Below are 24,503 nucleotides of genomic sequence, written 5' to 3' on the forward strand. Positions count from 1 at the left end.
TCCGATGTAAACTAAAAACCTTCCAGAACAGAATGGATATTTCTTTAAATATATACCGAAAAAATACATGCGTAAAGAATGTGTTTTTGTTGCAGTTTCTGCTATTCTATTTTCAAAAGAACCTTTTGTGAGCGGGTTTCTACCCTGCTTGATGGAGGACCACAATGGACAAAATAGCCCGTTTCAAGAAGTCCATCTCTTACATAGAAGAACATCTGCACGGTGAGATTAACCTCGAGCTGGCGGCAAAGGCCAGCTATACCTCTTTAATGCAGCTCTACCGGGACTGCTATACCTACACCGGGCATTCGGTGAAGGAATACATTCGCAAGCGGCGGCTGTCTGCCGCCCTTGCACTAATCAGAGGGGCAGAGCTGCCGCTGGCCGAGATTGCCTATGCCTGCGGCTACAGCTCCCAGCAGGCATTGTGCAAATATGTGAAATCCGCCACAGCTATGACCCCGCTGGAATATCAGAAGAGCGATGCCTGCTACTACTTCCCCGCATATGACAGCCAGCCTGTAAGGCAGGTTACGGTTACTACAGACACTATCCCCAAGACTCTGCATACTGCTTTTTATGATCCTGAACCTGACGGCATTGAAAACCGGGCATTACACGCACTGAGCACTCTTTTACCGGGATATAAAGGAAGAATCTTTGGCAGGGGCGGGCAGCCGCGCAGCGGAGAGTTCTGTTATAAGCTCGCTGTAGAATGTGAGTATGAGTTAATAAATCGCTTTGCTGGCAGTGTTTTTCAGGAAACTGCTGTTCATCCGGCGTTCACCCGCACTTTTGCCAAAATAACGGTTAACAATAATGAAGCTGAGATTACGTCGGCCTGGAACTACCTTTACGGGGAGTGGCTGAGAGTAAGTATGTTCAAGCAGGCTGAGGACGGTTATTTTGAAGAGTATATTTGTAAGAGAGGTGCCGTGAACAGGCTGGTTTTGTACCTGCCGGTGGTCAAGCGGATGGATTACAACAGCATCCGCGTGGAGTATTGCGATGGCCGGTTGTTCCTGACTGCAAGCCGCTCAGGAGAGGATGCAGAGGAGAAGGCAACTGCGGCGGTAATCGCCTACTTATCCATCCATAATCCCGGTGCGATAAGAAAAGACGGAGAATTCTACGTATCTCAAAATGGCCTGAGCTATACGTGTGGTGTACGGTTGGAATCAGCTCACATGCTGCCTGAGGATTGCGGGCTTGTGTTTGTCCAGCTTCCCGCAGGCCATTATGCCGTAGTAGAGAGCAGCTGCTGCAGCGACAGCAGGGTGTTCGGGGAATTGCTGGACAGCTGGATCAGAGAAAACGGATGGAGCAGGGGGAAGGCGTCCGCTTTTACTACATATAAGACAAACGGCAGTCAGGACCCGGAGAAGATACAGATGAAGGTATGGATCAGGCTGGAAGCTGTTATAAACCGATAATACCGCGGGCTTGATTGTATATAAAATTGAGGTGTGAAAGGAGCTGGAACACTCATGAGTCTAAGAAAAAAGGACCTGCTGCAGCAGGCCTCGGAAGGCTACAGCCCCCGGGTTAAGCCGGCAATACTAAGAATGGTGGAGGAGATGAGCCAGATGGAGCATTCAAATGAAGTGCTTGTGGAGCAGGTTACTGAGCTATGCGCGATTGTAGATAGGCCGGAGATGAAGATTGTCGGGATTGCGCTGCCGGTGACGTTCGAAAGCCGGGGATACGGGGGATTTTCTGGATTCGGGCATGCGGGCTGTATTCTGAATGACTACTTTTATACGAAAAAGCTGATAACGGAAGGAGATATGACGCTGCTCTCCGGCATAATCAGCAGCAGACTCCAAGACGGGGACAACGTTATTACCGTGCGGACAGAGGTTAAAGGTGACGGGAACTATAAGGTGTTTGTGGGCTATGAAGTGGACAGTCTGGAGGACTTGCCTGATTATTTGCCGGAGTATACGGAGACGCTTACAGTGCCGGCCTGCCGGTATGCCAAGGTCCTGATTAATGAGGGCGGGCAGGAAGGGCGGCTGGGGTACGGTGAGCGCATGCATGCGGATGAGTACTTTGTGGGGGAATTTCGTAAAGATACCAGCTATGTATATAATCCTGCGGGCTGCGGGTTCAATACATATGACAGCAAGGGAGAGATTCTGACCAAATATGAACCAGTTATGCTGGCACAGACGGTTGCTGAGCGCTATGCCTCCCTGCGTTTTAAGGCCGTTACTCTCCCGGAGTTGAAGATCGCCTGCAGTATGACTTTACCGGATAGTGAGGAGTTTGTGATTACGAAGTATTTTGGCGTACAGGACCAGGTGTTTGCCACTGAGGCAGCAAAATATTATCTGCATGATTACTACGGGTTTCCGGTGGACAGCGGTCAGGAGGGGAAATACAATTCCTGCTTCGGAACCAGGGTCAGCTCGTTTGCCGGACTTCCGGATTGCGTAGAAAAGCTTACTCTGCCGGGCGGCCTCTATCTGCACATCAGCCAGCTTGAGGTGAACGGCGATAATCCGGGTATTCCTTATGATGCTGCGTTCAATCATCTGGAGGAGCTGTATCTGACCGGGCACCCCGAGTACCAGCGCGACTGGAGCAGACAGGTCATCGCCCGGTTCAGACAGGCTAATGCGGCTTCGGTGTTTGTGCCGTTGGTGATGTGAGATGGAATGATGAGGGCTGCGAAATAAAAGATGACTAATGAACGATGAGGCCCTTCCCGGCGGGAAGGGTTTTTTCGGCTATAAGGGGAATTTGTATGTATGGCGTAATTGAAACAAGAGGAGAATCAATCATGACTTTTGAAGTGCTTATGGCTGTTCCTGTTATAGTAGCTCTTATTGTAGTAATCTGGTGTATAACTGTAATCATACGAAGAAAAGCAAGCCGGAAAACGATGGGGGATCGGCTGCTGATCGTCAGGGATGCAAAATTTACTTTTGATGTAATTTTTGGGGTGTTATTTTTAGCTGTCGGAGGGTATCAAGTGATCCGCTTCTATGGAGCAGAGGGCGGCACAGAGCTGATGTTTCTGTTTTGGCCGATGTATTTAATCCTGTTGGCACCTGTTTATTTGGTAAGAGCGCTCAGTAAAATTGAGATTTATGATCAGGGTATCTTAACGAGAGATGGTATGTGGAGATGGGAGCAGACAGAGAAAGTGTCCGTTAAAGATGAGGGCAATTCTGTGATAATCAATTTTAAATTAAAACTAAAACGTAATTGGCTTGATAGCAAGAAGATAACCATAAACAAAAGGGAGAAAGAGAAAGTAATAACGTTGCTGAATGATGTCATTAAATGATAAAGGTGTGAACAGCTATGGCGAACCAGCGCAAGCTAGAAGAAGTGCTGAGAGAATTGTCCAAAGAAGAGCTGATTGCGATTATTGCTGAGGCTGCCGGGCAGGATGAGGTATTTAAGAATACAATTCTTTTGAAATATGGTAGTGAGGAGCAACCAGCTCTGCTTAAAACCTTCCAAAAGCTGATAAAAACAATCGTAAAACAATATACAGGCAGGGAGGGCTTCATCTCTTACCGGGAGACGAGCAGCTTTGCAGCAGACCTGACGGCTTTGCTGGATAGTAAGGACAGTGTGAGTGATGATACAGTGAAGCTGGAAATGGCCTTAATGGTACTGGAAGAAGGAGTAGAGGCGTTTCAGTATGCAGATGACTCGGACGGCGAGATTGGGGGACTGGTGGATGATATTTTGGATCAGATTGACGAGCTGGCAGAAAGTCAGCAGAAAGCTGATGAGTCCGTCCGGGAGCACTTTTTGAAACGTCTGATTAAGATGAGCCAAAATGCTGTATTCGACGGATGGGATGATTATCCGGTTACTCTGCTGCGGATATGTACTGTATTTGCTGATGAGAAGAAGCGCAGAGAACAATTGCTGGCGGCTATCAGAGCGCAGATTACAGCTACTGCTGGTAAGGGGTATAGGGAGTATTTGAATGAGGAACTGCACGAAATTCAATATGACCTTATCGAAAAATATAGCTCCGCAGAAGAAGCGGATAAGTTTATGCAGGAACATCTTCATATGAAATCATTCGGGGAATTAGCGATCCGGAAGAGCAAGGAGGCTGGTGACTACCGGCGGGTAATCCAGTTGGCGGAGCAAGGGGGACGGGGAGACAGATCCGACTTTAAAAAAGCAAGATACGAAGCCTATAAAGCATTATCGCTGAAGGAAGAGCAGAAGCAACTGGCTAAGGAGCTTTTGCTGGATGGTGACTACGAATATTACGCTGAGCTTGAAGCATTGTTTGAAGGGGATGAGGAGGAGTTTTACCGTGGCATTCTTGCTGAACTCAAACAATCGGATACATGGTCTGCCCATGCGCTCTATACGAAGCTGTTCTCAGATAAAAATGACCTTGCAGAAATGCTGTCCTACGTAAAAGCAAATCCAGATGCGATAGAAGAGTACGCCGCGCGGCTGTCGCCAGACTATAAAACAGAAGCGGAACAAGTGTACAGCCAGTATATTTATGACACTGCCGCAGCAGCTTTCAACAGGAAAAAGTACTGGAATGTCTGCCAAATGCTTAAACGCTACGGAGAGCTGGCCGGCAAGTCCGGTCAGTCCGCCATCATTCAGCAGCTGCAGGAGCAATATTTCAACAAGCCGGCTTTTTTGGACGAGCTGTCCAAGCTTTGATGAAGGGGGCGGTAATCCGCCCTTTTTTCTCAATCCTCCGTCATCAGTCCCCAGCGGAAGCCGAACCTGTCCACCACGGAAGCCATAGAAGAGCTGTATGTCGTTGTGCGCAAAGGCTGGATGATGCTCCCGCTTGCCTTTAACGTTTCGTAGGCCTGTTTCACCTGATCGTCAGTTTCAAAGGTAATAGTCAGAAAAAGAGTGGTGTTTCCGGGCGCCTCGGTTCCGATCTCATCCGCCAGCATGATGCGCTGTTTGCCGATAAAAGCCTCTGCATGATACACGTAGTTCCGCTGCTCAGAAGTTAAGCTGAAATTCCAGTCCTGCGGGTCTGCGTCTGCATAATACAGGAGGTAATTCATTTGCAGACCAAACGCTTTTTGATATAAGCCGATTGCTTCCTCACATTGTCCATAAAAATGCAGGGTAGGCGTAACAAGCATGGATATGCAGCTCCTCTGTACGTTTTTTCAATATTCTACCATATTGCTTGAGGGGAGTATGATTACTATAATGAACAAAATGTGGAGGGTTCCGGCATGAGTACGTGGAGAAGAAAGGGCTTGGAGCTATTCTATGACAGTAGACATTCGTTTAACGGCAAAGATGACACGATATACACTCTGATGGTTCAGCTGCGAAGTCGGGTAGAGGATGCCCACCGGGAAAATGACTCCGCAGAGTTGGATAAGATTTATGGGTATGTGGAGTGGTGCTTTAACCAGCAAAAACGATGCTTTGACCTATGCAATGCGGCGGCGGTGGGGTTCTACGAGCATTTGGTGGAAGAGGAGATTACCAGACTTGCGATTCCTCACCGGGTGCCGCCGGATATTTTTGGACAGGTGCAGTCGTTGTTCGAGTGGATGCTGCAGCGTGACGTTGAGAAGTATAAAGAGCTGGTGTTAGAGTACAACCGGGTCAATCATACAGAGTTTGAGTGCTAGGTTGGTGGAGTGTGGGGCGGTTGGCTAGAGTGTGGAATACTAAAGGCAAAAATGCCTTTGATTCCGCCCGCCTGAGGCGGAACGGCGAAATCAAAGGCAAAAATGCCTCTGATTCCGCCCGCCTGAGGCGGAACGGCAAAATCAAAGGCAAAAATGCCTCTGATTCCGCCCGCATGAGGCAGAACGGCGAAATGAAAGGCAAAAATGCCTCTCATTCCGCCTGCATGAGGCGGAACGGCGAAATGAAAGGCAAAAATGCCTTTGATTCCGCCTGCATGAGGCGAAATGGCAAAATCAAAGGCAAAAATGCCTCTGATTCCGCCTGCATGAGGCGAAGCGACAGAATCAAAGGCAAAAATGCCTCTGACTCCGCCAGCATGTCCGCCACCTTGCTCACTCCGCCGGAACGTGCTTTTTCCACTTCCTGATCTTCGCCCGGAAGGTTTTGAACGGGGCGGACGAGTTAATATGGATCCAGCGGGCCATCGGCCAGTTGTCCTTGCTGCCTGTCCACGCCCGGATCCCTTGAGTGAACAGCTCCTCCTCGCTCAAGCCGCCAGTCCAGGCTAACCACTCCTGCTCCGCCTGACGAAGCTGCTCCCGTAGCTCGGTAAGTGTATAACCCTCGTACTCCTTGTAGAAGGACTGGTACAGACCGCCGAGCTGGTTCCATTTATAGTCCGCAGACGGCATCGTCACACTTTGGCCAGCCAGCTCTGCCTTGTCCCAGCTCATCACGAGATGCAGCCAGCCCAGCTGGTAGGCGATGATCTCGCCCGGTGTTTTATCCACCTCCGGTATCCGCGTGTTCCTGTAACTGTCGCTGATCCCTGTAAATTCAGTATCAAACAATATGTAGTTAGTATGGATCGCATCCAGCAGCTCCTGCTTGGAGCTATATTCATAGCTTGCCATTTTATCCATATCCCTCCCTGTATCGTTAACTCCGTTATACCATAGAGCAGTGACACCAGTATGTCCGGTTTAGCTCCATTAACACCATTAATTGATATAACCTCGGCCTCTCGCGAACTCGGCTCCTCGAACGCTTACCCACCGCCACCCCCGTCATTCCTGCATTCCCGTAAGCTCCGGCCCATCGTCACTCCGGCCACACCTGCCACCCGTCACTCCACAGTACTCAATTGGATACTCAATCCCTCCCCCGCTCACACACACTCTCTCTCACTGTCACTGTCACTCTCTCGCACTGTCACTCCGTACAACTCCGCTCCCTTCCCCTAATCAGCCTAATCCCATAGCTTGTTTATGTTCAGTTCATCCAGCTGGGTTATGGTATAGGCATTATCTTTTGCGGGGGAGAGGCTTATGGGTATAAAAAATTGGCTGTTGAATGCTACCGTTAACTCCATTAAGTTCAAGCTGGTGCTGGCGATTGTGATTGTACAGGTATTGAGCACCAATATCGGCCAGGCTGTGAATTATCTGCTGGACAGAAGCGGAGAGGTGATTGAGATTGTCGGAGGGGACTCCAGGTATATCGAGGGAAACGTCGGATTCCTGGTCTCATCGGGCCTCAGCATTCTGATCTCTGTGTTCATTATTGTCTTTGTGTACGATAGGCTGGTCCTGAAACGGCTGAAAAAAGTGCTCAAGTACACTGAACAGCTGGGAGAAGGTGTTCTGTCGGGGGAGCTTACGTTCGGGGGCAATGATGAGATCAGCAGACTCGGCCATTCACTTGATAAAAGCGCAGCCCAGATCAAGTCGCTGGTTTCCGGCATTGCGGACATTTCAGGCAACATCAATGCGGCCAGCTATGAGCTGATGGCATCAGCCCGTAATTCATCCGCAAGCGTGAATACCATACATACAACTTCATCGACCCTGGCGGAGGATGCCTTAAGCCTGCTGCATTCCACCCAGGAAGCTAACGTTTCTTTTGAACAGATTAATGAACAAAATCGTCTGCTGCTGGCGAATGCCGGATCGGCCTTAACCTCTGCGGATGAAATGGAAGATAGGGCGTCGCAGATGAGCCAGCGGGTGATAGCCTCGCTTGAGCAGGCCGACCAGACCTATAGGGAGAAGCAAGACAATATTCTAAAAGCCATTGAAGCCGGCGCAATCGTCGAGGAAATCAGCGTTATCTCCCACAGCGTCAAGGCAATTGCCTCACAGACCCATCTGCTGGCCCTAAATGCATCTATTGAAGCTGCCAGAGCGGGTGAGCAGGGCAGAGGGTTTGAGGTGGTGGCGGGAGAGGTGAAAAAGCTGGCCGACCAGTCCACCCAGGCGATCTCCGGAATTGAGGAGCTTGTGACGCAGGTGAGGGAGGTTTTTGACCATCTGTCGCGCAGCTCCCAGGATGTACTGGAGTACATTGACCATAATGTAAAAGCGGATTATGAGCTCCTGCTGCACACCGGCAGGCAATACCAGTCAGACGCAGCGCTGATCCACCGGATTTCCACGGAGGTGAACGGGTCTGCGGCCAAAATGAATGCCTCCATCAAGGAGATTACCAAGGTTATAGACACCGTAGTGGATACCTCCGGCAACACCTCTGCCTATACGGCAGAGATTAATGCCAGCCTGTCCGACATTAATGTGGTGATGAATGAGGCGGCAGTATCGATGGAACAGCAGTCTGCGCTGGCGTCACAGTTAATCGAGTCAGTAAAAAGGTTCACCTTTTAACAGGCCTCGGGCCGTACCCTTCGGACACTTTCAAAAGATGCCTTTCTGCCGCTATGCAGAGCGCCTTTTGGAGGTGTTTTTGATCTGACGGGAGCCCGCGGGTCTAAGTCCGCGCATCCCCGTAACATCATTTTCATCTAACGTTCAGTTTCAGTGTTTATAATGCGCTTATCACTACTCCGCAAGAGGAGGTTCTCATGGTCAAGGGTATTCACAAATCACTTTATATCATCCTTAGCTTGTTCATCGGACTGTTCATTGCTTCCTCGTTTTTTATCAGGGCAAAGTACAGTTATTTCGTATACGGAGACACACCGGTACTGGAAAAGCAGCAGCTCGGCCTGTTCATTCTGGTCATTGCGCTGGTGCTGGCCTTAAGTGCCGTACTCTATAAAATAAGCCTGAAGCTCAACCGGTTCAGCAGACGCATTGTCATTCCCGCCGTTCTGGCGGTTTCTTTTGCCATTCAGCTGGCTATTATTTTTCTGTTCCCCCGTCTGCCGACGGATGATTCCGAGACGGTGCTTAATCTTGCGCTGGATATGCTCTACCGCGGCGATTATTCTTCCTTTGAGACGGGCGGGTATCTGCATATGTTTCCGTTTAACTTTTCGACTGTCCTTTACCTGAAGACGCTGCTGTATCTTTTTCCGGATAATTATCTGACGATTAAGCTGTTTAATATCTTTTTCACACTGTTAACGACATTAATGATTTACCTGCTATATAAAGAGCTCAACGATAAATCCCAAGAGTGGGATTACGGGGTTCTGGTATTTGCGGCAATTTATTTACCTGCATTGTTTATGAGCAATTTTATTTATAATGATGTGATTGCTACAGCGTTTTTGACGAGCGCACTCTATTTTGCCGCGAAATTTATGAAAAGAAAATCCTTAAAGGACATTCTGTTTGCAGCAATCCTGCTGGCCCTCGGGAATTACTTCCGGAGCATTGGTGTCATTGTGCTGATTGCGGTGCTGCTTAGTCTGCTGCTGGGTCTTCGTAAGCTGGGTGTGCGTAAGACGCTGGCGGCGTTGTTCATTACGGGTGCGCTGTTTAATGTACCAGGCTGGACTCAGAATGCGGCGCTTCAGGCGGCGGGTGTGGTGGATGAATCCGTGAATACCAATTCTGCACCGGTCTACATGTGGCTGAACATGGGCATCAATCTGGAGACGTTCGGCTTCTGGGACAACCGGGAGAGCTATACGATCTACCAGCAGGATGCTGATTATAATAAGGCGGCAAGTACAGAATTGTTCAAGGAAGAGATCAGTAACAAACTGGCGGACGCAAGCGCAGGCGATCTGGTGAAAATGTATTATAAAAAGCTGATCTGGACCTGGACGGAAGGCACCTACCAGATGGAGCGTTACGGAATCGGCAATGACAGCTCCTCCGGTGACAGAGGCAGAATGGTTGGCATGGTCATGGACCGGTACAGCTATACAAACGCAGCCACTGATCTTTTTAAAGGAGACTCCGGCTTCAGAAGCGGGCTGCAATGGATGATGTATGTGCTGAATTTGCTGATGTACGGCGGCATCCTGGTCCGGCTGATCGGCAGCGTAAGGGCTAAACGTTTCGGGGAGACCCCGCTGGTGCTGGTTCTGCTTGGATTTATCGGATTTTATCTGCTGTGGGAGATTAAGGCGCGTTATATTTTCCCGGTGTATCCGCTGCTGATCGTGTTCTCGTACATGGGCTTTAAAGATGTGTATGATTATTTTGCCGGAAGGAAGGGATGAGGTATGCGAACCAGACGTTATGCCGCTCTGATCATAGCTGTACTCAGCTGCTCTATAGTGCTGACCTCTTGTGATGCTATTACCGCCCAAAAAATCTCCAGTGACGGCAGCAGCTCGGGCTCGCGGATGAACGGGGGACCAGGCTTTGGCGGCGGACGCGGTACAGATGGCGGGTTCCCCGGGATGAACGGCGGCATGAGACGAAACGGAGGGCAGGGCAGCGATAGAAGCGGCGGGCAAGGCGGGCAGAACTAAGCAATCCGCACCGGGGTGCCGGCCGGATTTTCCCCGCAATACACAAATTGAACATGCAGGTTCAATTTGTACATCAACCATACGCAGGGATCGTGCTATCATTGATAATGTACAAAAAGAGTAGCTGTACAAAAAGAACAATGAGGCAGGGGATCCCTATTGGCTTGGATGCGGGGAAAATTCACGCGGAGTGTAGCTTATCGCTTATTTGTATCTTATGCTGTGATTCTATGTATACCGGTCATACTCAGTCTTATCATATACGGCCAGACCCGTGAGATCGTCAAGCGTGAGATCGTGCTGGCCAGCGGGGCCATGCTTCAGCAGGTCAGGTACATTGTGGACGGGGAGCTGCTGCAGACGGAGAGTCTGGCTGCCCAGCTGGCGATTCATTCGGATGTGCGCAAATTAATCTCTTCTAAAACAGAAAGCGCTTACGGTGTATATGAGATGAAGCAGGAGCTGAACAAGCTGTTGTCGGCGAATGATTTTATACAGGGCATCTACTTGTACTCAAAGCCGCTACAGACTGTACTCTCAAGCGAAACCTATGTGAAGGAACAAGACTTCTATGAAATGAAGCTGCAGACGGACACGTTCAGCTATGACAGCTGGCAGGAGCTGATTAACGGGGAGCAGACGCGCGGATATGTGATGCTTCCTGTAGAGAATCAGGGGAATGTCGTCTACACTCCGGCGTATGTCCGGTCGCTGACGAAGCAGGGGAGCTCGGAAACGGCGGGGACGCTGATCATTGCACTCAACTCTGAGAAAATTATGACCATGCTGGGCAATATCGACTGGGTAGACCGCGGCCAGGTGTTCATTATGGATACGAACAATCAGGTGCTGATTCAGAATGCAGGCGGGAATACAATCGCTCCTCCTCTGTACCGGGAGTGGAGTGACCGCGGGACCGGGACGTTTACGGGTTCTTTTGAGGAAGTGGAATCGATGATTACCATTGAATCCTCAGACACCACGGGCTGGAAGTATATCAGTGTGTTTCCGACAAAAGTGTTCTGGGAACGGGTCGGCACCATCCGTAACCTGAACCTGCTCGGACTACTGCTGTGCTTTGTGATTGGGGGCGCGGTGATCACTTATTTTGCCCGGAAGAATTATGATCCGATCAGGCAGCTGGTAAGTGTCTTTTCCCGTAATACGATGCCGCGCAGCGGAGCGTATCTGGATGAATACACCTTTATCCGCAGCAGTGTGCTGGAGACGATCCGCGAGCGCGATGATATGAACAACAAGCAGGCCCAGCAGCTGCGGGTGCTGAAGGATTATTATCTGGTCAAGCTGCTGAAAGGGCAGACGGACCGCAATGTTCCGCTGACGGAGCTGGCGAAGGCTTATCATTTGCCCTGGACGGGGGACGCTTTTGCCGTAATGCTGTTTTATATTGAGAGCAGTGAGGACGGAGTAACCGATCTGGCCCTGTCCCAGTTTATCGTTTCGAATATTGTTGCGGATACGGCGGGTGACGGGGTGATGCTCCATTTTACAGATGTGGACGGTATGCTGGCAGCGGTGGTTAATGTACATCCCGAGTTCACAGAGCAGTGGAAGGATGATCTGGAGCAGGATTTGGCGAAGGCCGGGGAATTCATTCTCGAGCGGTATAAGCTCCGGTTCACCGCAGTGGGAAGTGAGCTGCAGAGCGGACTGGACGGGATTCATCAGGCCTTTGTGCAGGCGCTGGAGGCGCAGGAGCACCGGATTATGCTAGGGGAGCGGGCGCTGATCTGGTACGGGGATATCAAGCCCGGGGAGAGCAGCTATTTCTTCACTGTGAATGATCAGATGATCCTGATCAACTTCCTGAAGGCGGAGGAATTCGGCAAGGCGCAGCAGATGATCAGCAACGTGATCGGGCAGGCGTTCCAGTGCGAGGCTTCCCATGAGATGGCCAAATGCGTATTGCTGGATCTGGCGACGACGATGATCAAGACCATTCCCGACTCGGAGCAGGCCGGTATCGCCTGGGAGGAATGGCGTCCGCTCAAGCGGCTTCTATCGTGCTCCACCAAGGCGGAGTTTGAGCAGGAGCTGCTGGATATTTTTGAACGGGTATGCGGGCTGCTGAAGAGTAAGCAGAATAATCAGGCCAACACCGGCATCAGCGAGAAGATTATTGATTTTGTGCAGAAGAATTATAATGACAAAAACCTCAGTGTTGCTCTCATCGGCGATGAGTTCCGGCTGACTCCGCAGTACGTATCCCGCCTGTTTCGTGAGCAGACAGGAGAGACAGGACTGCACGACTATATTAACCATACCCGGGTGGAAGCAGCCAAGTCGCTGCTCGTGGAGGGAGTCAGTATCGACGAGACAGCGGCCAGGGTCGGATTCGCCAGCAGCCATGCGCTGATCCGGGTGTTCAAGAAATACGAGGGGATCACCCCCGGCAAGTACAGGACGATTCAGGAGCAGGCTTAAGTTTTTATATAGAAAAAAGATGGTCACCGAAGCAGACCGGGGCCATCTTTTTTTAGAATAAGAATGTATATGTTTCCGGGGTACCCACAAAGTACCTGAGTCAACTTCCATGTTAAGGCCCCACTTTGTGGGGTTATTTTGCGTTCGTACAAGTGCTATTCGTCAAAAAGTCCATCATATTCAAAATATCAACCGCCAAATCACGGGTTTCGTACATCATTTTGCTTAATGAACATTGTTGCATAGGGGGAGGACGGGTTACATTCGGAATGTAAACGGATTCAAATTGGACAGGATGAATTTCTATTAAGGAAGTGATCGCATAATGGCAGCTCAGCCGCAAATCACTAGGGCAGCCCGCAAGCAGCTTAAGACGAAGGGCCAGGTACCGCTGTGGAAACACGTTAAGCAGGAATGGAAGCTTTATTCGTTCCTGGTCATTCCCGTACTTTATTTTCTGATTTTTAAGTACGCTCCGATGCTGGGGAATATTATTGCGTTCCGCAAGTACAGAGGCGGGCCGAATATTTTGGGGACGGAATGGGTCGGCTTTACTTACTTTGAGATGTTTATGAAGGACCCGACCTTCTGGCGGGCGTTCTTCAACGATCTGACGCTAAGCGTGAGCTACCTGGTGGTTAAGTTCCCGCTGACTCTGCTGTTTGCGCTTCTGCTAAATGAAATCCGCAGGCTCAAATGGAAAAAGTTCGTCCAGACCGTATCCTATCTCCCGCATTTTATCTCCATGGTTATCGTGGCCGGAATGCTCAAGGAGATTCTGTCCTTAACGGGGCCGGTCAACAGTCTGTTAGCAGGAATCGGACTTGAGAAAATAGCCTTTATCTCCCTTCCGGAATGGTTCACACCGATTTATGTTACCTCCGGGGTGTGGCAGGGGCTGGGCTGGGGAACGATCCTCTATCTTGCGGCGATGACCAGCATCGACCCGGCTCTGTATGAAGCAGCCAAAATGGACGGGGCCAACCGGATGCACCTGGCTAAGCACGTTACGATTCCCGGCATTCTGCCGACGGTGATGGTGCTCCTGATTCTCGATATCGGCAGCATTTTAAGCTCTAACTTTGAAAAAATCCTGCTCCTCTACAATCCGCTCACCTATGAAACGGCAGATGTCGTCTCCACCTATGTGTACCGGATGGGGATCACCGGCGGCAATTTCAGCTACGCGACCGCGGTGGGGCTGTTCGAGGGCATTATCGGGCTGATTCTGGTAACGACGGCCAATGCGGTGTCCAGGCGGACTACGAAATCAAGCTTATGGTAGAAAGGAGCAAAGAATATGAAACGTAGCCCCACCTTCAGTTTGTTTAACATCATTAACAGTATTTTTATGATCTTGATCGTGATCTTTACCCTCTATCCGTTCGTCTATCTCGTGGCCCAGTCCTTCAGCTCGGAGGCGGCTATTTATGCAGGTAAGGTGTCGGTTTTTCCAGTGGAGTTCACTGCGAATACGTATAAGGTCATTTTGAGTAAGCCTGACTTCTTCTTATATTACTGGAACACGATTGTGTATTCTGTAACGGGTACTTTTATAGCTGTAGCTGCAACCGCTGTCATGTCTTACCCGCTCTCCAAAGATAAGCTGCGGCTGAATAAGTTTTTTATACCCTTCGTGCTGTTTACGATGTATTTCGGCGGCGGGCTGATCCCCAACTACATTCTGGTCGCCAAAACCTTAGGGATGAGAGACTCCATCTGGGCCATCGTCATTCCGGGTGCGATCAGCGCGTTCAATGTCATTCTGATGAAAACGTTCTTCGCCGGTCTGCCGGGTGAGCTGGAGGAAGCGGGGCGTGTAGACGGGCTGGGGGTATTCGGGATTTTTATGCGGATTATTCTGCCGCTGTCCAAGCCGATTTTGGTCACCATTATGCTGTTCGTAATGGTTGGGATGTGGAACAACTGGTTCGGACCGTCCCTGTACCTGCAGAGTAAGGAGAAGTGGCCGGTCGCGCTATATCTGAAACAAATAATTGATAATGCGATCAGTCCGACGGAAATTGGAGCGACCTCCGATCAGACCAGCCAGATTGCTGCAAGTGTAAAATCGACTGCCATGGTGCTTACGTCACTGCCAATTATTTGTATCTATCCTTTTGTCCAAAAATATTTCGTGCAGGGCATGATGATCGGGGCCGTCAAAGGATAACGGTATAACCGGAAGCGCGTGCTGCGTTTCCGTACTATACAAAGCTTGAACCATAAAGGGGAGGCACAATATGAAATTTACAAAAACAGTTGGCATGGGGATGATGGCACTGCTGCTTGTTGTTTCAACAGCCTGTTCATCCGGTAACAACGGCGCATCGAGTACAGAAAAGCCTGCGGGGACAACCGCTGCAAATGCAGGCTCGTCTAATGCGGAAGCGGGTGCGGCGGAGGATTATACTTTTGGCGCAGGCCAGACGTTCCATTCCAATGAGCCTGTCAGCTACTCGATGATGTACAGCGACCATGAGAACTATCCGTATAAAGCGGACTGGAGACTGTGGAGCGCGATTCAGGAGAAAACGAACGTAACCTTCGACCTGTCGATTACAGCCAGAACCGAATACGAAAATCAGAAATCCCTACTGGTTAACAGCGGTGACGCGCCATACATTATTCCTAAAACCTATGATGAATCCGCGTTTGTAGCATCCGGCCAGATCGTTCCGGTCAGTGACTGGGTCCAGTACATGCCGAACTATACCAAGGCGGTCAAGGACTGGGGCATGGAAGAGGATCTGAAGATGAAGCTGCGGGATGACGGCAAGTATTACCTGCTTCCGGGTATGTGGGAGATTGCGGGCGGAGGTTACTCGTATATTATCCGTAAGGATGTTTTTGAGGCAGCCGGAGTGGATGTAGAGGGTGAGCAGGGCAACTGGACGTATGAGGAGTTTGCTGCAGCCTTGAAAAAGGTAAAAGATTTCACGGGTTCCCAGTACGTCATTTCCGACCAGTTCAAAGGTGAGTCTGCCCTGAATATCGCAGCTGTACAATATGGCGTGACCGCTGGTTGGGGGATTTCCAACGGACTGACGTTTGATAACGACAAGCAGCAATTTGTTTTTGCCGATAACTCGGATGATTTCAAAAGCTTCGTCGGCTACTTCAGCAAGCTCGTGAGCGACGGCATTCTGGACCCTGAAACGTTCACCCAGGAGGACGATGCGGCGCAGGCGAAGTTCTTCAAAGGTGACACCTACGCGATCAGCGGCGTGTACCAGGTACTGGCCGACTTCAAGAGCAAGATGCAGGACCCGAATGCTGAATTGTATATGATTACTCAACCGGGCGGGCCGAAAGGCAAGCTGCAGATCGAGAACTCACGGCTGGAGAACGGGATCATGATCAGCCAGAATGCGCTGGATGACCTGGGTGAAGAGGAATTCATCAAAATGCTCCGTTTCATTGACTGGTTCTGGTATTCCAATGAAGGCCAGATGCTGAGCCTGTGGGGTGTGGAAGGCGAGACGTACACGCTTGATGCAGACGGCAATGTGGTGCTGAATCCGGATATTTACTATAACGGAATGAACGAAGGCGCTCCTAAGCAGCTGAACGTTGATTACGGCTTCGCCGGAGGGATGTTCGCTTACGGCGGCTCGGAGAAGCTCCGCTTGTCCAAAATGACCGAAGGCGAGCGCGACTTCATGACCCGCATCCAGGAGACGCGTGAGACGCGCAAGCTGATCCCGCCGATTATGGCGACGGCTGAGGAAAGCGAGCAGATGAAGCTGATCTCCACCCCGCTCATGGACTACGTCAAAACGATGACCCTGAAATTCGCCACCGGCCAGGAAAGCCTGGACAACTGGGATAACTACAAAGCCCAGGTAGAGGCTAACGGCAGCACGCGTTATACGGAGCTGGCGAACGAGATTTTTGTGAAGACTAAGAGTTTGTTGGGATATTAGAATTATTGGATTGTGAAAGGCCAGGCGCCGCTTCCCAAGGGAGGGGCGCTTGGCCTTTTTTTGATGGATATGTGGGGGAATAGAGGGAAAAGAGGATTAAAGGAATGGTTAAAAGGGGGAGGTATAGGATTGGCGTTTAGGTGGCGGGATTTGCGGAGTGAGGGGAGTGGGAGTAACAAGAGTAATAAGAATAGCGGGAAATGAGAGGCAAAAATGCCTTTGATTTGGGCGAAGTTGGCGGAATGTGTGAAATGAGAGGCAAAAATGCCTTTGATTTGGGCGCAGATGGCGGAATGTGAGAAATGAGAGGCAAAAATGCCTTTGATTTGGGCGTAGACGGCGGAATGTGAGAAATGAGAGGCAAAAATGCCCTTGATTTGGGCGCAGATGGTGGAATGTGCGAAATGAGAGGCAAAAATGTCTTTGATTTGAGCGCAGATGGCGGAATGTGTGAAATGAGAGGCAAAAATGCCTTTGATTTGGGCGCAGGTAGGCGCAAGCGAGCGAGCCGGTAACCGACTCAGTCCGTGCCGATCCCATCAGTATCGCCCCCCCCACGGATGCAAAAAAAAGCGGATACCCCCAAAAGGGGAGTATCCGCACTACCTACAAAGTAAACTCTAAGCTTCCATCTTCTGCGCCGTGTAGAGCCGGTGGTAAAGGCCCTTACGTGCAAGCAGCTCCTCATGCGAGCCGCTTTCGGCGATACCCTTGTTGGCCACGTACATAATGCGGTCGCAGTTCTTCACGGTCGACAGGCGGTGCGCGATGATGAACGAGGTGCGGCCTTTGAGCAGCTCGTTCAGTCCCTTTTGCAGCAGCCGCTCGGTCTTGGCATCGATCGAGGAGGTCGCCTCATCCAGAATAAGAATGCGCGGGTCAGCCAGCAGCGTTCTGGCGAACGAGATCAGCTGGCGCTGACCTTGCGAGAGCTTGGAGCCGCGCTCGTTGACCTCGGTCATATAGCCCTGTTCGAACTCGCGGATGAATTCATCGGCGCAGACGGTTTTGGCTGCGGCGATCACTTCCTCCTCGGTGGCATCCAGCTTACCGTAACGGATATTGTCCAGGATCGTTCCCGAGAAAATAAAGCTGTCCTGCAGCATGATGCCCATCTGGCTACGCAAGGACTTCATGGTTACCCCGGCAATGTCCTCGCCGTCGATCAGAATCCGGCCGCCTGTTAGGTTGTAGAACCGGGAAATCAGATTGACGACGGTGGTTTTACCGGCACCGGTTGGTCCAACCAGAGCCACACTTTCGCCGGCCTTGACGTCAAAGGAGATGTTCTCCAGAATGTTCAGCCCCGGATCATAGGCAAAGGTTACATCGTCGAAGGTCACCTGACCGCGGGCTGGCGGCAGCGCTTTTGCGCCCGGAAGGTCGCTGACCGTAACCGGCTCATCCAGCGTTTCGAAGATCCGCTCCAGATAAGCGACGGCGTTGATGAAGCTGTTGTACAAGTTGGATAAGTTAAGGATCGGCTGCCAGAAACGGGCCGCATAGCTGCTCATTGCGAGAATGACCCCGAAGGTGACATCCTGCGGGCTCAGCGTCAGTAGGCCGACCAGATAGATCAGCGTCATAACCGTTGTAGCCAGATTATCGACGGTGAACGGGATCAGCGAGTTATACCGCAAAGCCCGCATCCACTCCATCCGGAAATTGCCGGCGAGCTTGGTGAAGATGCCTTCATTGCGCTGCTCGCGCGAGAACATCTGGGTAACACCAATCCCGCTGATGCTCTCTTGCAGATAGGCATTTAGATTAGAGCTTTTATTGGAAACGGCTTGCCAGGCACGGCGCTGCTTGTTTTTGATCAGCAGCATGATGCCGAGGAACACAGGCAGCCCGGCCAGCGTAACGAACGAGAGCCGGACATCGACCGCGAACATGAAGGCGGCGATGAAGATCAGGTTCACAATCTCCAGAATAAAGTTGATAATCCCGTTGGACAGAACGTCGGAAACGGCGTTGACGTAGTTGACTACCCGGATCAGGATTTTACCCTGCGGACGGTCATCATAATACTTGAACGGCAGCTCCTGCAGATGCTTGAACAGATCCGTCCGGATATCAAAAATAATATCCTGCCCGACCTTGGTCATAATCCGTGAGCGGACCGTTGCCAGCACAACGCTGACCACAATCGTCAGCAGCATGAGTGCCGACCAGCCGATCAGCGCACCCTTGGCTTTGGCCGGGATCGTTACGTCAACCACATGCTGCATAATCAGCGGTGCTGAAAGGGAGATAGCCGCGGACACGGCGCTCAGGATGAATGCGATAATCATCGGTTTCTTTTTACGCCGGATATAGATCATGGCCCGCCGGAAATGCTTGATATTAAACGGCGACTCCAGATTCTCATCGACGTCGAATCTATTCCTTGCCACTCGGGCTCACCTGCCTTCCAATACCTTCGTTTTGCAGCATAAATACATCGTAGTAGTAACCCCGCTTCGCCAATAACTCGGCATGGGTGCCTTCTTCAATCAAACGGCCGCGGTCAATAATCAGGATACGGTCCGCTTCACAGGTAGTGGATACCCGCTGGGCGATGATGATCTTCGTGCAAGGGTAATCCAGTTCACGCAGACTGCGCTGGATATGCTCCTCTGTCTCCAGATCGACCGCAGAGGTTGTATCATCTAGAATCAGAATCGGACGGTGTACAGCGAGTGCCCGTGCCAGTGCAATACGCTGCTTCTGTCCGCCGGATAGGCCGACGCCGCGTTCACCGACTACCGTATCGTAGCCTTCCGGCATTTTGGTAATGAAATCGTGGGCGGCAGCTTTTCGTGCATACTCCATCGCATCCTCTTCAGGCAGATCAGGGTCGCCGTAAGCAATATTGCCGTCAATCGTATCCGAGAACAGCAGCACATCCTGGGTAGCCATTCCGATATTGCCCCGCAGCTCATCCAGCTCCAGATTGCGCACATCCACGCCGTCCACCAGCACTTTGCCAGAGGTTACGTCATAGAAACGGGGGATCAGATTGATGATCGTTGTCTTGCCCGCACCGGTTGAACCCATGATAGCGACAGTTTCACCAGGCTCAACAGTAAAGCTCACATCGTCCAGGACGAGAGCGCTGTCATATTTAAAACGGACGTTCTGAAATTCAATGCGTCCTTCGTACCGGCGCTTCTGCACAGGATTATGCTCATTGGCAATCGCCGGCTTGGCATAGTAGATGTCGACGATTTTAGACAAGCTGGCAAAAAACCGCTGAATATCATTAATAATAATACCGATATTGCGCATCGGGTTAGAGATCGCCCAGATCAGTGAAGTGAAGGCGGCAAACTCCCCGAAGGTAATTCTTCCATCCATAAGGAACAGTCCGCCTGCGACCATCAGAATGACATTGAACGCCTGGGCAAAGCTCTCCAGATAAGGAAAATAGTCAAGCCAGACGAGCGCAGCTTTTTTGTTGGCGGTGGAATAGTTAATGTTCTTGTCTGTGAACTTCTCAATCTCGAAGGCTTCGCGGGCGAACGCCTTGACGACACGGTTCCCGGAAATGTTCTCTTGTGTGGTCGTATTCAGCTGGGACAGCCGTTCGCGCAGGTCGATGTACATCGGGCGCACGCGCTTTGCAAATATGTAGGCCACAATAAAAATCGGCGGGGCAAGAATCAACATCCATAATGTCAGCTCCGCATCAATCGTGAAGAAGTAAATGACAGCGGCTGCAAAAATCGTCACCGACTCAATGATCGTCTTAAAAATCCACGCCATTGAGTGCCGCACCATGTCCAGGTCACCGGTCATTTTGGTCATAAGGTCGCCGGTACGGTTGCGGTCGTAGTACTCACGGTCCTGCCCCTGGATTTTGTTGTACAGATAAATACGGATGTTGTACATCATGTTCTGCGAGGAACGCTCATACTGCATCGTTGTCAGGTAAGCCAGACCGGTCCGCAGCAGGGAAAATCCGATCATGCCCAGACAAAGTGCAATCAGCAGCCCGCGCTTATCCGTCAGATTCTGAACGGCCTGATCACCGGCGATGAACGTGTCGACGATGCGCTGACTGATGTACGGGTTGACAATGGTAAGCGCGGAGCCTACCACCGAGAGGCACAGTGCCAGAATGTATCGGGTCCGGTTACCCTGCAGGTTCTGCCACAGCCACTTAAGCTCAAACATTTCATCACCTGTTTCTGTTTGTTCTGTTTGCGTTTGCATTTTTTTAAACCGAATAAATCAGAGTGATTATAACACAATAAACGGCCAGTGCCCGTTATCGGGAAAATTTGTTGTTACAATCAATTGAACGGGTTGAAATGCAACTTTATCATCGCAGAATTCCGGCCTGATCTCCATGTGCAGAATAGTTATATTCAACTTTTACCTTGCATTTTTGAATAAGCTTATCCACTATTAAAAGGGTAATATTACCAGTAATGATGCCTGCTTGATTCTAGGAGTGGGGCAGATAGGGGACGATGTTGGTTGGGAGATTGGATAATCCGGAATGTGGACGACGGTGACGAAGGGACCGTTGCGGCGTTTGGCTTTGCACTGCATATGCATTATCTGTATCATGGTGATTTTGAGCAGAAGAATATGTTTGTGGCTGTAAAAGATAACGAACCGCTCGCACTCGCCCATTTGACGTACCATGATACGTTCCACGCTGCCGGACATGATGATGACCCGGGATTTATACGCTATCTTACCGGTGAGATCAGCTTTGGCGGCGGGGAAGAGGATGAAGCGGTTAAGGATGCTCTGCTGGAGACGCTAATCGTCCGGTCAAGAGAGATTAAAGCACAGCATCCCGGGAAGCGGATTGTGCTGAACCAGTATCTTGATACCGACAATCTTGCAGAGCAGAACTATTACCTGAAACGCGGTTTTACCGTTTACGAAAGTATTGTTATTTTAAAATATGATCTCAGCCGGCCGGTTCCTCAGTATCCTCTGCCGGAAGATGTGCAGATTCGCCCGTTTCTGCTGAATAATGATGAGGCCCGCGAGAAGTATCATCTGGCAGAGCAAGCCTGCTTTGACGGGGCAGCCTGGAGTCTGAACCATCTGGCCTGGATGCAGGGGACTCCTGAAATGGTGAACTTCTGCGCATTCAGCGGAGACCAGTTTCTGGGCAACACCTCCACATGGAGAATAGGCGACGGCCATAGCGTAACGGAGAACGTATTTGTCATTCCGCCGTGGCGCAGCCGGGGCATCGCCCGGAATCTGCTCTGTACCGCCCTTTCGCACCTCAAGAAGCAGGGCAAATCCGTCGCCACTCTCGGCACCTACGGTACCAATAAAAAAGCCATCCGGCTCTACACTCAGCTCGGCTACGAGCTGGACGGCTTCCGGCTGACGCTGGGTTACGAGATTGATTAACCTTTTGGCAGGGAATGAAACGGTAAAATAAGCGTAATTAAAACAACAGGGACTGTGTCCTCCCAATGCGGGCGGCACAGTCCCTTCTTGTGCATAAAGCCATGAAAAATGATCAGTGCGAAGCCGAAGAAGCAGCAGCGGCGGAAGTGGCAGCAGCGACTGCGATCGCGGTCTGCTGGGCGATGACGATATTGGTCAGGCTGGTCGAGAGCGCCGAATTCAGTATCCCGCTCTGCACAGCCTCAATATGCTTATAGGATACCAGGGCAGTACTGAGCAACAGCAGCTCCTGCTTGGTGATAGACCAGCTGCCGAAGCCCTTTTGGGTCCGCAGATAGTCATGAGTATCGGAGATATCCTGTACAAGCATCCCGCCGTCCACCGGTAATAATGAGAGAACACCGAGGGAGGAGAGGGTATATTCCTTATCCATCCGGATGCCTCTGCTGCGGAAGGCATCACGCAGGGCAATTACACGGGCGGCAGCCTCAGGCGTCTCCTCGCCAAGCGCCAGTACCTGGGTCAACGCCTGTACGCTGTTGCCGGACACAAACTCCGGCTTCAGCTCGGCATAAAGCTGCTCCATCCGCGCTGCCCCGCGTTCCGGCTCAAGATCGGAAAGAGCCAGCATAGCAGCAAAAATATAGTCATCCTGCCCGGTCAGAAAACGGTGGTACTCCTTCATGCTGTCATAGAAATGGCGGGTTCTGTCTGCGATACGCTGATGCTGATCAGCCGGTGAGTTAGCGGCAATCTGATATGCCGCGACGACAAGATAATCTGAGGCCCGGAGCTTACGCTCTTTGAGCAGGTCGTAGACGGCGAGCGTATCAGCAAGCAGGGTCTCTTTGTTGCCGGATAGAGATAACAGCGCTGCGATGCAGACAGACAGGTTCCCCCGGAAGGTGGAGAACAGGCCGGTTGAGTTCTTAATTAGCTCATTGCTATCGCGGATGGCGTCAGTATCTATGGTTTTACTTTCTGCTGTATATAGCAAGGCAGCCAGCCGGTTGATCTGCCCGCTTTTCCAGGCAAAAGCTTTCTTAACCAGCTGGGTGTTGCTGACGAATAGATCAAGTCTGTTTACGAATGGCTCTTTCATGTTGGGCTCCCCTCATCTAGCACAGATATAATCTTATATGAAATATTTTACTATAATGGATGGGCAGATAGCGATGACTATTGGAAAAAAATCGGATCACGATTAGGGAGTTCTTTTGACCATGGTATGCTAGAATAAGAGGGATGCTGTTAAGCACAGCAAAGGAACCCAAACGGAATGGAGAAATGAAATAATGAATGAATTGCCGAATTGTCCGCAGTGCAGCTCAGTATACACCTATGAGGACGGGACGCAGCTCGTGTGCCCGGAATGCGGGCATGAGTGGACTGCCGGAGCAGAGAGCGGGAACAGCGAAGACGTTAAGGTAGTTAAGGATGCCAACGGAAATGTGCTGAACGACGGCGACTCTGTAACGGTTATTAAGGATCTGAAGGTTAAGGGAAGCTCCTCCGTACTGAAGATCGGCACAAAAGTAAAGAACATCCGGCTGGTGGAAGGCGATCACGACATAGATTGCAAAATCGACGGCTTCGGCGCGATGAAGCTGAAATCGGAGTTTGTGCGGAAGGCATAATGGATTGGAACGAATAGGGATCAAATAAGCAAGATATTCCATAAGCCCTGGAGGGCTGGACGGAGTATCTTCTTTTTATTTAGACAATTATTTTGTGATAAACTGGAATGTAAAAGATGGGCGTAGCAAGAAACAGGAGGATGCGGAATGAGCTTTGTTGCTGTGAAGAATGAATACAAGCGCTATAAAATGGGCGAGACGACGATTGTTGCCAACGACGGGATTGATTTTGAAATTAATAAAGGTGAATTTGCCGTCATTGTCGGTCCCAGCGGTGCAGGCAAATCGACGGTGCTTAATATTCTGGGCGGTATGGATTCGGCTGATGAAGGCCAGGTCATTGTGGACGGTACCGATATTGCCAAATTTAACAGCAAGGAGCTGACCGGCTACCGGCGTAATGATGTGGGGTTCGTGTTCCAGTTCTACAATCTCGTGCCTAATCTGACCACACTGGAAAATGTAGAACTGGCCTCGCAGATTTCCCCGCGTGCGCTGGATGCGCGCAAGGTGCTGGAGGATGTAGGCTTAGGTGAGCGGCTTAACAACTTTCCAGCCCAGCTGTCCGGCGGGGAGCAGCAGCGTGTAGCGATTGCCCGGGCGCTGGCGAAGCAGCCGAAGCTGCTGCTCTGCGACGAGCCGACAGGGGCGCTGGACTACAACACCGGCAAGCAGGTGCTGAAGCTTTTGCAGGATACCTGCCGGAATACCGGAACAACCGTCATCGTGATTACGCATAATCTGGCGATTGCACCGATGGCTGACCGGGTGATTGAGATCAATAACGCCAGGGTGCGGAAAATGGTTGTTAATCCTTCGCCGGTATCCGTTGACGATATCGAATGGTAAGGA

At 50.7% G+C, this 24,503-nt stretch carries 21 protein-coding genes; 16 read left to right on the forward strand and 5 right to left on the reverse strand.

The features are described 5' to 3' along the window. The first annotated feature begins 164 nt into the window (after window positions 1-164). The 4 genes from NST84_RS03545 to NST84_RS03560 all read left to right on the forward strand — a co-directional run bounded on the left by NST84_RS03545 (window position 165) and on the right by NST84_RS03560 (window position 4,662). Entirely contained in the window at window positions 165-1,433 is a 1,269-nt protein-coding gene (locus NST84_RS03545) for a helix-turn-helix domain-containing protein (RefSeq protein ID WP_342564282.1), read from the forward strand. Window positions 1,434-1,487: 54 nt separating this feature from the next. Further along, window positions 1,488-2,654: a GyrI-like domain-containing protein gene (locus tag NST84_RS03550; RefSeq protein ID WP_342564283.1), complete on the forward strand. Its 1,167-nt coding sequence runs from the start codon at window positions 1,488-1,490 to the stop codon at window positions 2,652-2,654. Between the two features lie 131 nt (window positions 2,655-2,785). Beyond that, a complete protein-coding gene (locus tag NST84_RS03555) occupies window positions 2,786-3,295 on the forward strand; it encodes a hypothetical protein (RefSeq protein ID WP_342564284.1) in 510 nt (169 codons plus the stop codon). Between the two features lie 17 nt (window positions 3,296-3,312). After that, window positions 3,313-4,662: a hypothetical protein gene (locus NST84_RS03560; protein WP_342564285.1), complete on the forward strand. Its 1,350-nt coding sequence runs from the start codon at window positions 3,313-3,315 to the stop codon at window positions 4,660-4,662. Between the two features lie 29 nt (window positions 4,663-4,691). Here NST84_RS03560 and NST84_RS03565 read toward each other — a convergent pair whose 3' ends face one another. After that, entirely contained in the window at window positions 4,692-5,105 is a 414-nt protein-coding gene (locus NST84_RS03565; protein ID WP_342564286.1) for a VOC family protein, read from the reverse strand. A 96-nt stretch (window positions 5,106-5,201) separates the two neighbouring features. Between NST84_RS03565 and NST84_RS03570 the strand changes: the two genes are divergently transcribed. Beyond that, window positions 5,202-5,609: a hypothetical protein gene (locus NST84_RS03570; protein ID WP_342564287.1), complete on the forward strand. Its 408-nt coding sequence runs from the start codon at window positions 5,202-5,204 to the stop codon at window positions 5,607-5,609. 29 nt (window positions 5,610-5,638) lie between these two features. Further along, window positions 5,639-6,037 carry a hypothetical protein gene (locus NST84_RS03575; protein WP_342564288.1) on the forward strand — a complete coding sequence of 133 codons (399 nt, stop codon included), beginning with the start codon at window positions 5,639-5,641 and terminating at the stop codon, window positions 6,035-6,037. Here the strand turns inward: NST84_RS03575 and NST84_RS03580 are convergent. Further along, entirely contained in the window at window positions 6,003-6,524 is a 522-nt protein-coding gene (locus tag NST84_RS03580) for a ClbS/DfsB family four-helix bundle protein (RefSeq protein WP_342566338.1), read from the reverse strand. The genes NST84_RS03575 and NST84_RS03580 overlap by 35 nt on opposite strands. Before the next feature lie 414 nt (window positions 6,525-6,938). Here NST84_RS03580 and NST84_RS03585 point away from each other — a divergent pair, with 414 nt between their 5' ends. The 7 genes from NST84_RS03585 to NST84_RS03615 all read left to right on the forward strand — a co-directional run bounded on the left by NST84_RS03585 (window position 6,939) and on the right by NST84_RS03615 (window position 16,647). Further along, complete coding sequence (locus tag NST84_RS03585; protein ID WP_342564289.1) at window positions 6,939-8,270, forward strand: methyl-accepting chemotaxis protein; 1,332 nt, start codon at window positions 6,939-6,941, stop codon at window positions 8,268-8,270. A gap of 197 nt (window positions 8,271-8,467) precedes the next feature. Further along, window positions 8,468-10,021, forward strand: coding sequence for a glycosyltransferase family 39 protein (locus NST84_RS03590; RefSeq protein ID WP_342564290.1), 1,554 nt, complete (start codon window positions 8,468-8,470; stop codon window positions 10,019-10,021). A 3-nt stretch (window positions 10,022-10,024) separates the two neighbouring features. After that, window positions 10,025-10,276 carry a hypothetical protein gene (locus tag NST84_RS03595; protein ID WP_342564291.1) on the forward strand — a complete coding sequence of 84 codons (252 nt, stop codon included), beginning with the start codon at window positions 10,025-10,027 and terminating at the stop codon, window positions 10,274-10,276. A 222-nt stretch (window positions 10,277-10,498) separates the two neighbouring features. Continuing rightward, window positions 10,499-12,721 carry an AraC family transcriptional regulator gene (locus tag NST84_RS03600; RefSeq protein WP_342564292.1) on the forward strand — a complete coding sequence of 741 codons (2,223 nt, stop codon included), beginning with the start codon at window positions 10,499-10,501 and terminating at the stop codon, window positions 12,719-12,721. Window positions 12,722-13,046: 325 nt separating this feature from the next. Beyond that, window positions 13,047-14,006 (forward strand): ABC transporter permease subunit, encoded by a 960-nt coding sequence (locus NST84_RS03605; protein ID WP_342564293.1) that lies wholly within the window; start codon window positions 13,047-13,049, stop codon window positions 14,004-14,006. A gap of 15 nt (window positions 14,007-14,021) precedes the next feature. Next, a complete protein-coding gene (locus tag NST84_RS03610; RefSeq protein WP_342564294.1) occupies window positions 14,022-14,894 on the forward strand; it encodes a carbohydrate ABC transporter permease in 873 nt (290 codons plus the stop codon). A gap of 70 nt (window positions 14,895-14,964) precedes the next feature. After that, the gene (locus NST84_RS03615; protein WP_342564295.1) at window positions 14,965-16,647 is read left to right on the forward strand and encodes a sugar ABC transporter substrate-binding protein; all 1,683 of its coding nucleotides are present in this window, start codon (window positions 14,965-14,967) and stop codon (window positions 16,645-16,647) included. Between the two features lie 620 nt (window positions 16,648-17,267). On the opposite strand, the gene NST84_RS03620 is transcribed toward NST84_RS03615, so the two are convergent. Together NST84_RS03620 and NST84_RS03625 are read right to left on the reverse strand one after the other, a co-directional pair. Beyond that, the gene (locus NST84_RS03620; protein WP_342564296.1) at window positions 17,268-19,043 is read right to left on the reverse strand and encodes an ABC transporter ATP-binding protein; all 1,776 of its coding nucleotides are present in this window, start codon (window positions 19,041-19,043) and stop codon (window positions 17,268-17,270) included. After that, window positions 19,030-20,805, reverse strand: a complete 1,776-nt coding sequence (locus tag NST84_RS03625) for an ABC transporter ATP-binding protein (protein ID WP_342564297.1) — start codon at window positions 20,803-20,805, stop codon at window positions 19,030-19,032. The genes NST84_RS03620 and NST84_RS03625 overlap by 14 nt, the downstream gene beginning before the upstream one ends. A 306-nt stretch (window positions 20,806-21,111) precedes the next feature. On the opposite strand from NST84_RS03625, the gene NST84_RS03630 reads away from it, so the two are divergent. Next, window positions 21,112-22,014, forward strand: a complete 903-nt coding sequence (locus NST84_RS03630) for a GNAT family N-acetyltransferase (RefSeq protein WP_342564298.1) — start codon at window positions 21,112-21,114, stop codon at window positions 22,012-22,014. 112 nt (window positions 22,015-22,126) lie between these two features. Here NST84_RS03630 and NST84_RS03635 read toward each other — a convergent pair whose 3' ends face one another. After that, window positions 22,127-23,116: a DUF4003 family protein gene (locus tag NST84_RS03635; RefSeq protein WP_342564299.1), complete on the reverse strand. Its 990-nt coding sequence runs from the start codon at window positions 23,114-23,116 to the stop codon at window positions 22,127-22,129. 193 nt (window positions 23,117-23,309) lie between these two features. Between NST84_RS03635 and NST84_RS03640 the strand changes: the two genes are divergently transcribed. Both NST84_RS03640 and NST84_RS03645 read left to right on the forward strand, forming a co-directional pair. Next, on the forward strand, window positions 23,310-23,651 hold the full coding sequence (locus NST84_RS03640) for a zinc ribbon domain-containing protein YjdM (protein ID WP_342564300.1): 342 nt from the start codon (window positions 23,310-23,312) through the stop codon (window positions 23,649-23,651). Between the two features lie 147 nt (window positions 23,652-23,798). Continuing rightward, window positions 23,799-24,500, forward strand: coding sequence for an ABC transporter ATP-binding protein (locus tag NST84_RS03645; RefSeq protein WP_342564301.1), 702 nt, complete (start codon window positions 23,799-23,801; stop codon window positions 24,498-24,500). Window positions 24,501-24,503 lie beyond the last annotated feature (3 nt).

The sequence above is a fragment of the Paenibacillus sp. FSL R7-0345 genome (assembly GCF_038595055.1).
Taxonomy (GTDB): domain Bacteria; phylum Bacillota; class Bacilli; order Paenibacillales; family Paenibacillaceae; genus Paenibacillus_AQ.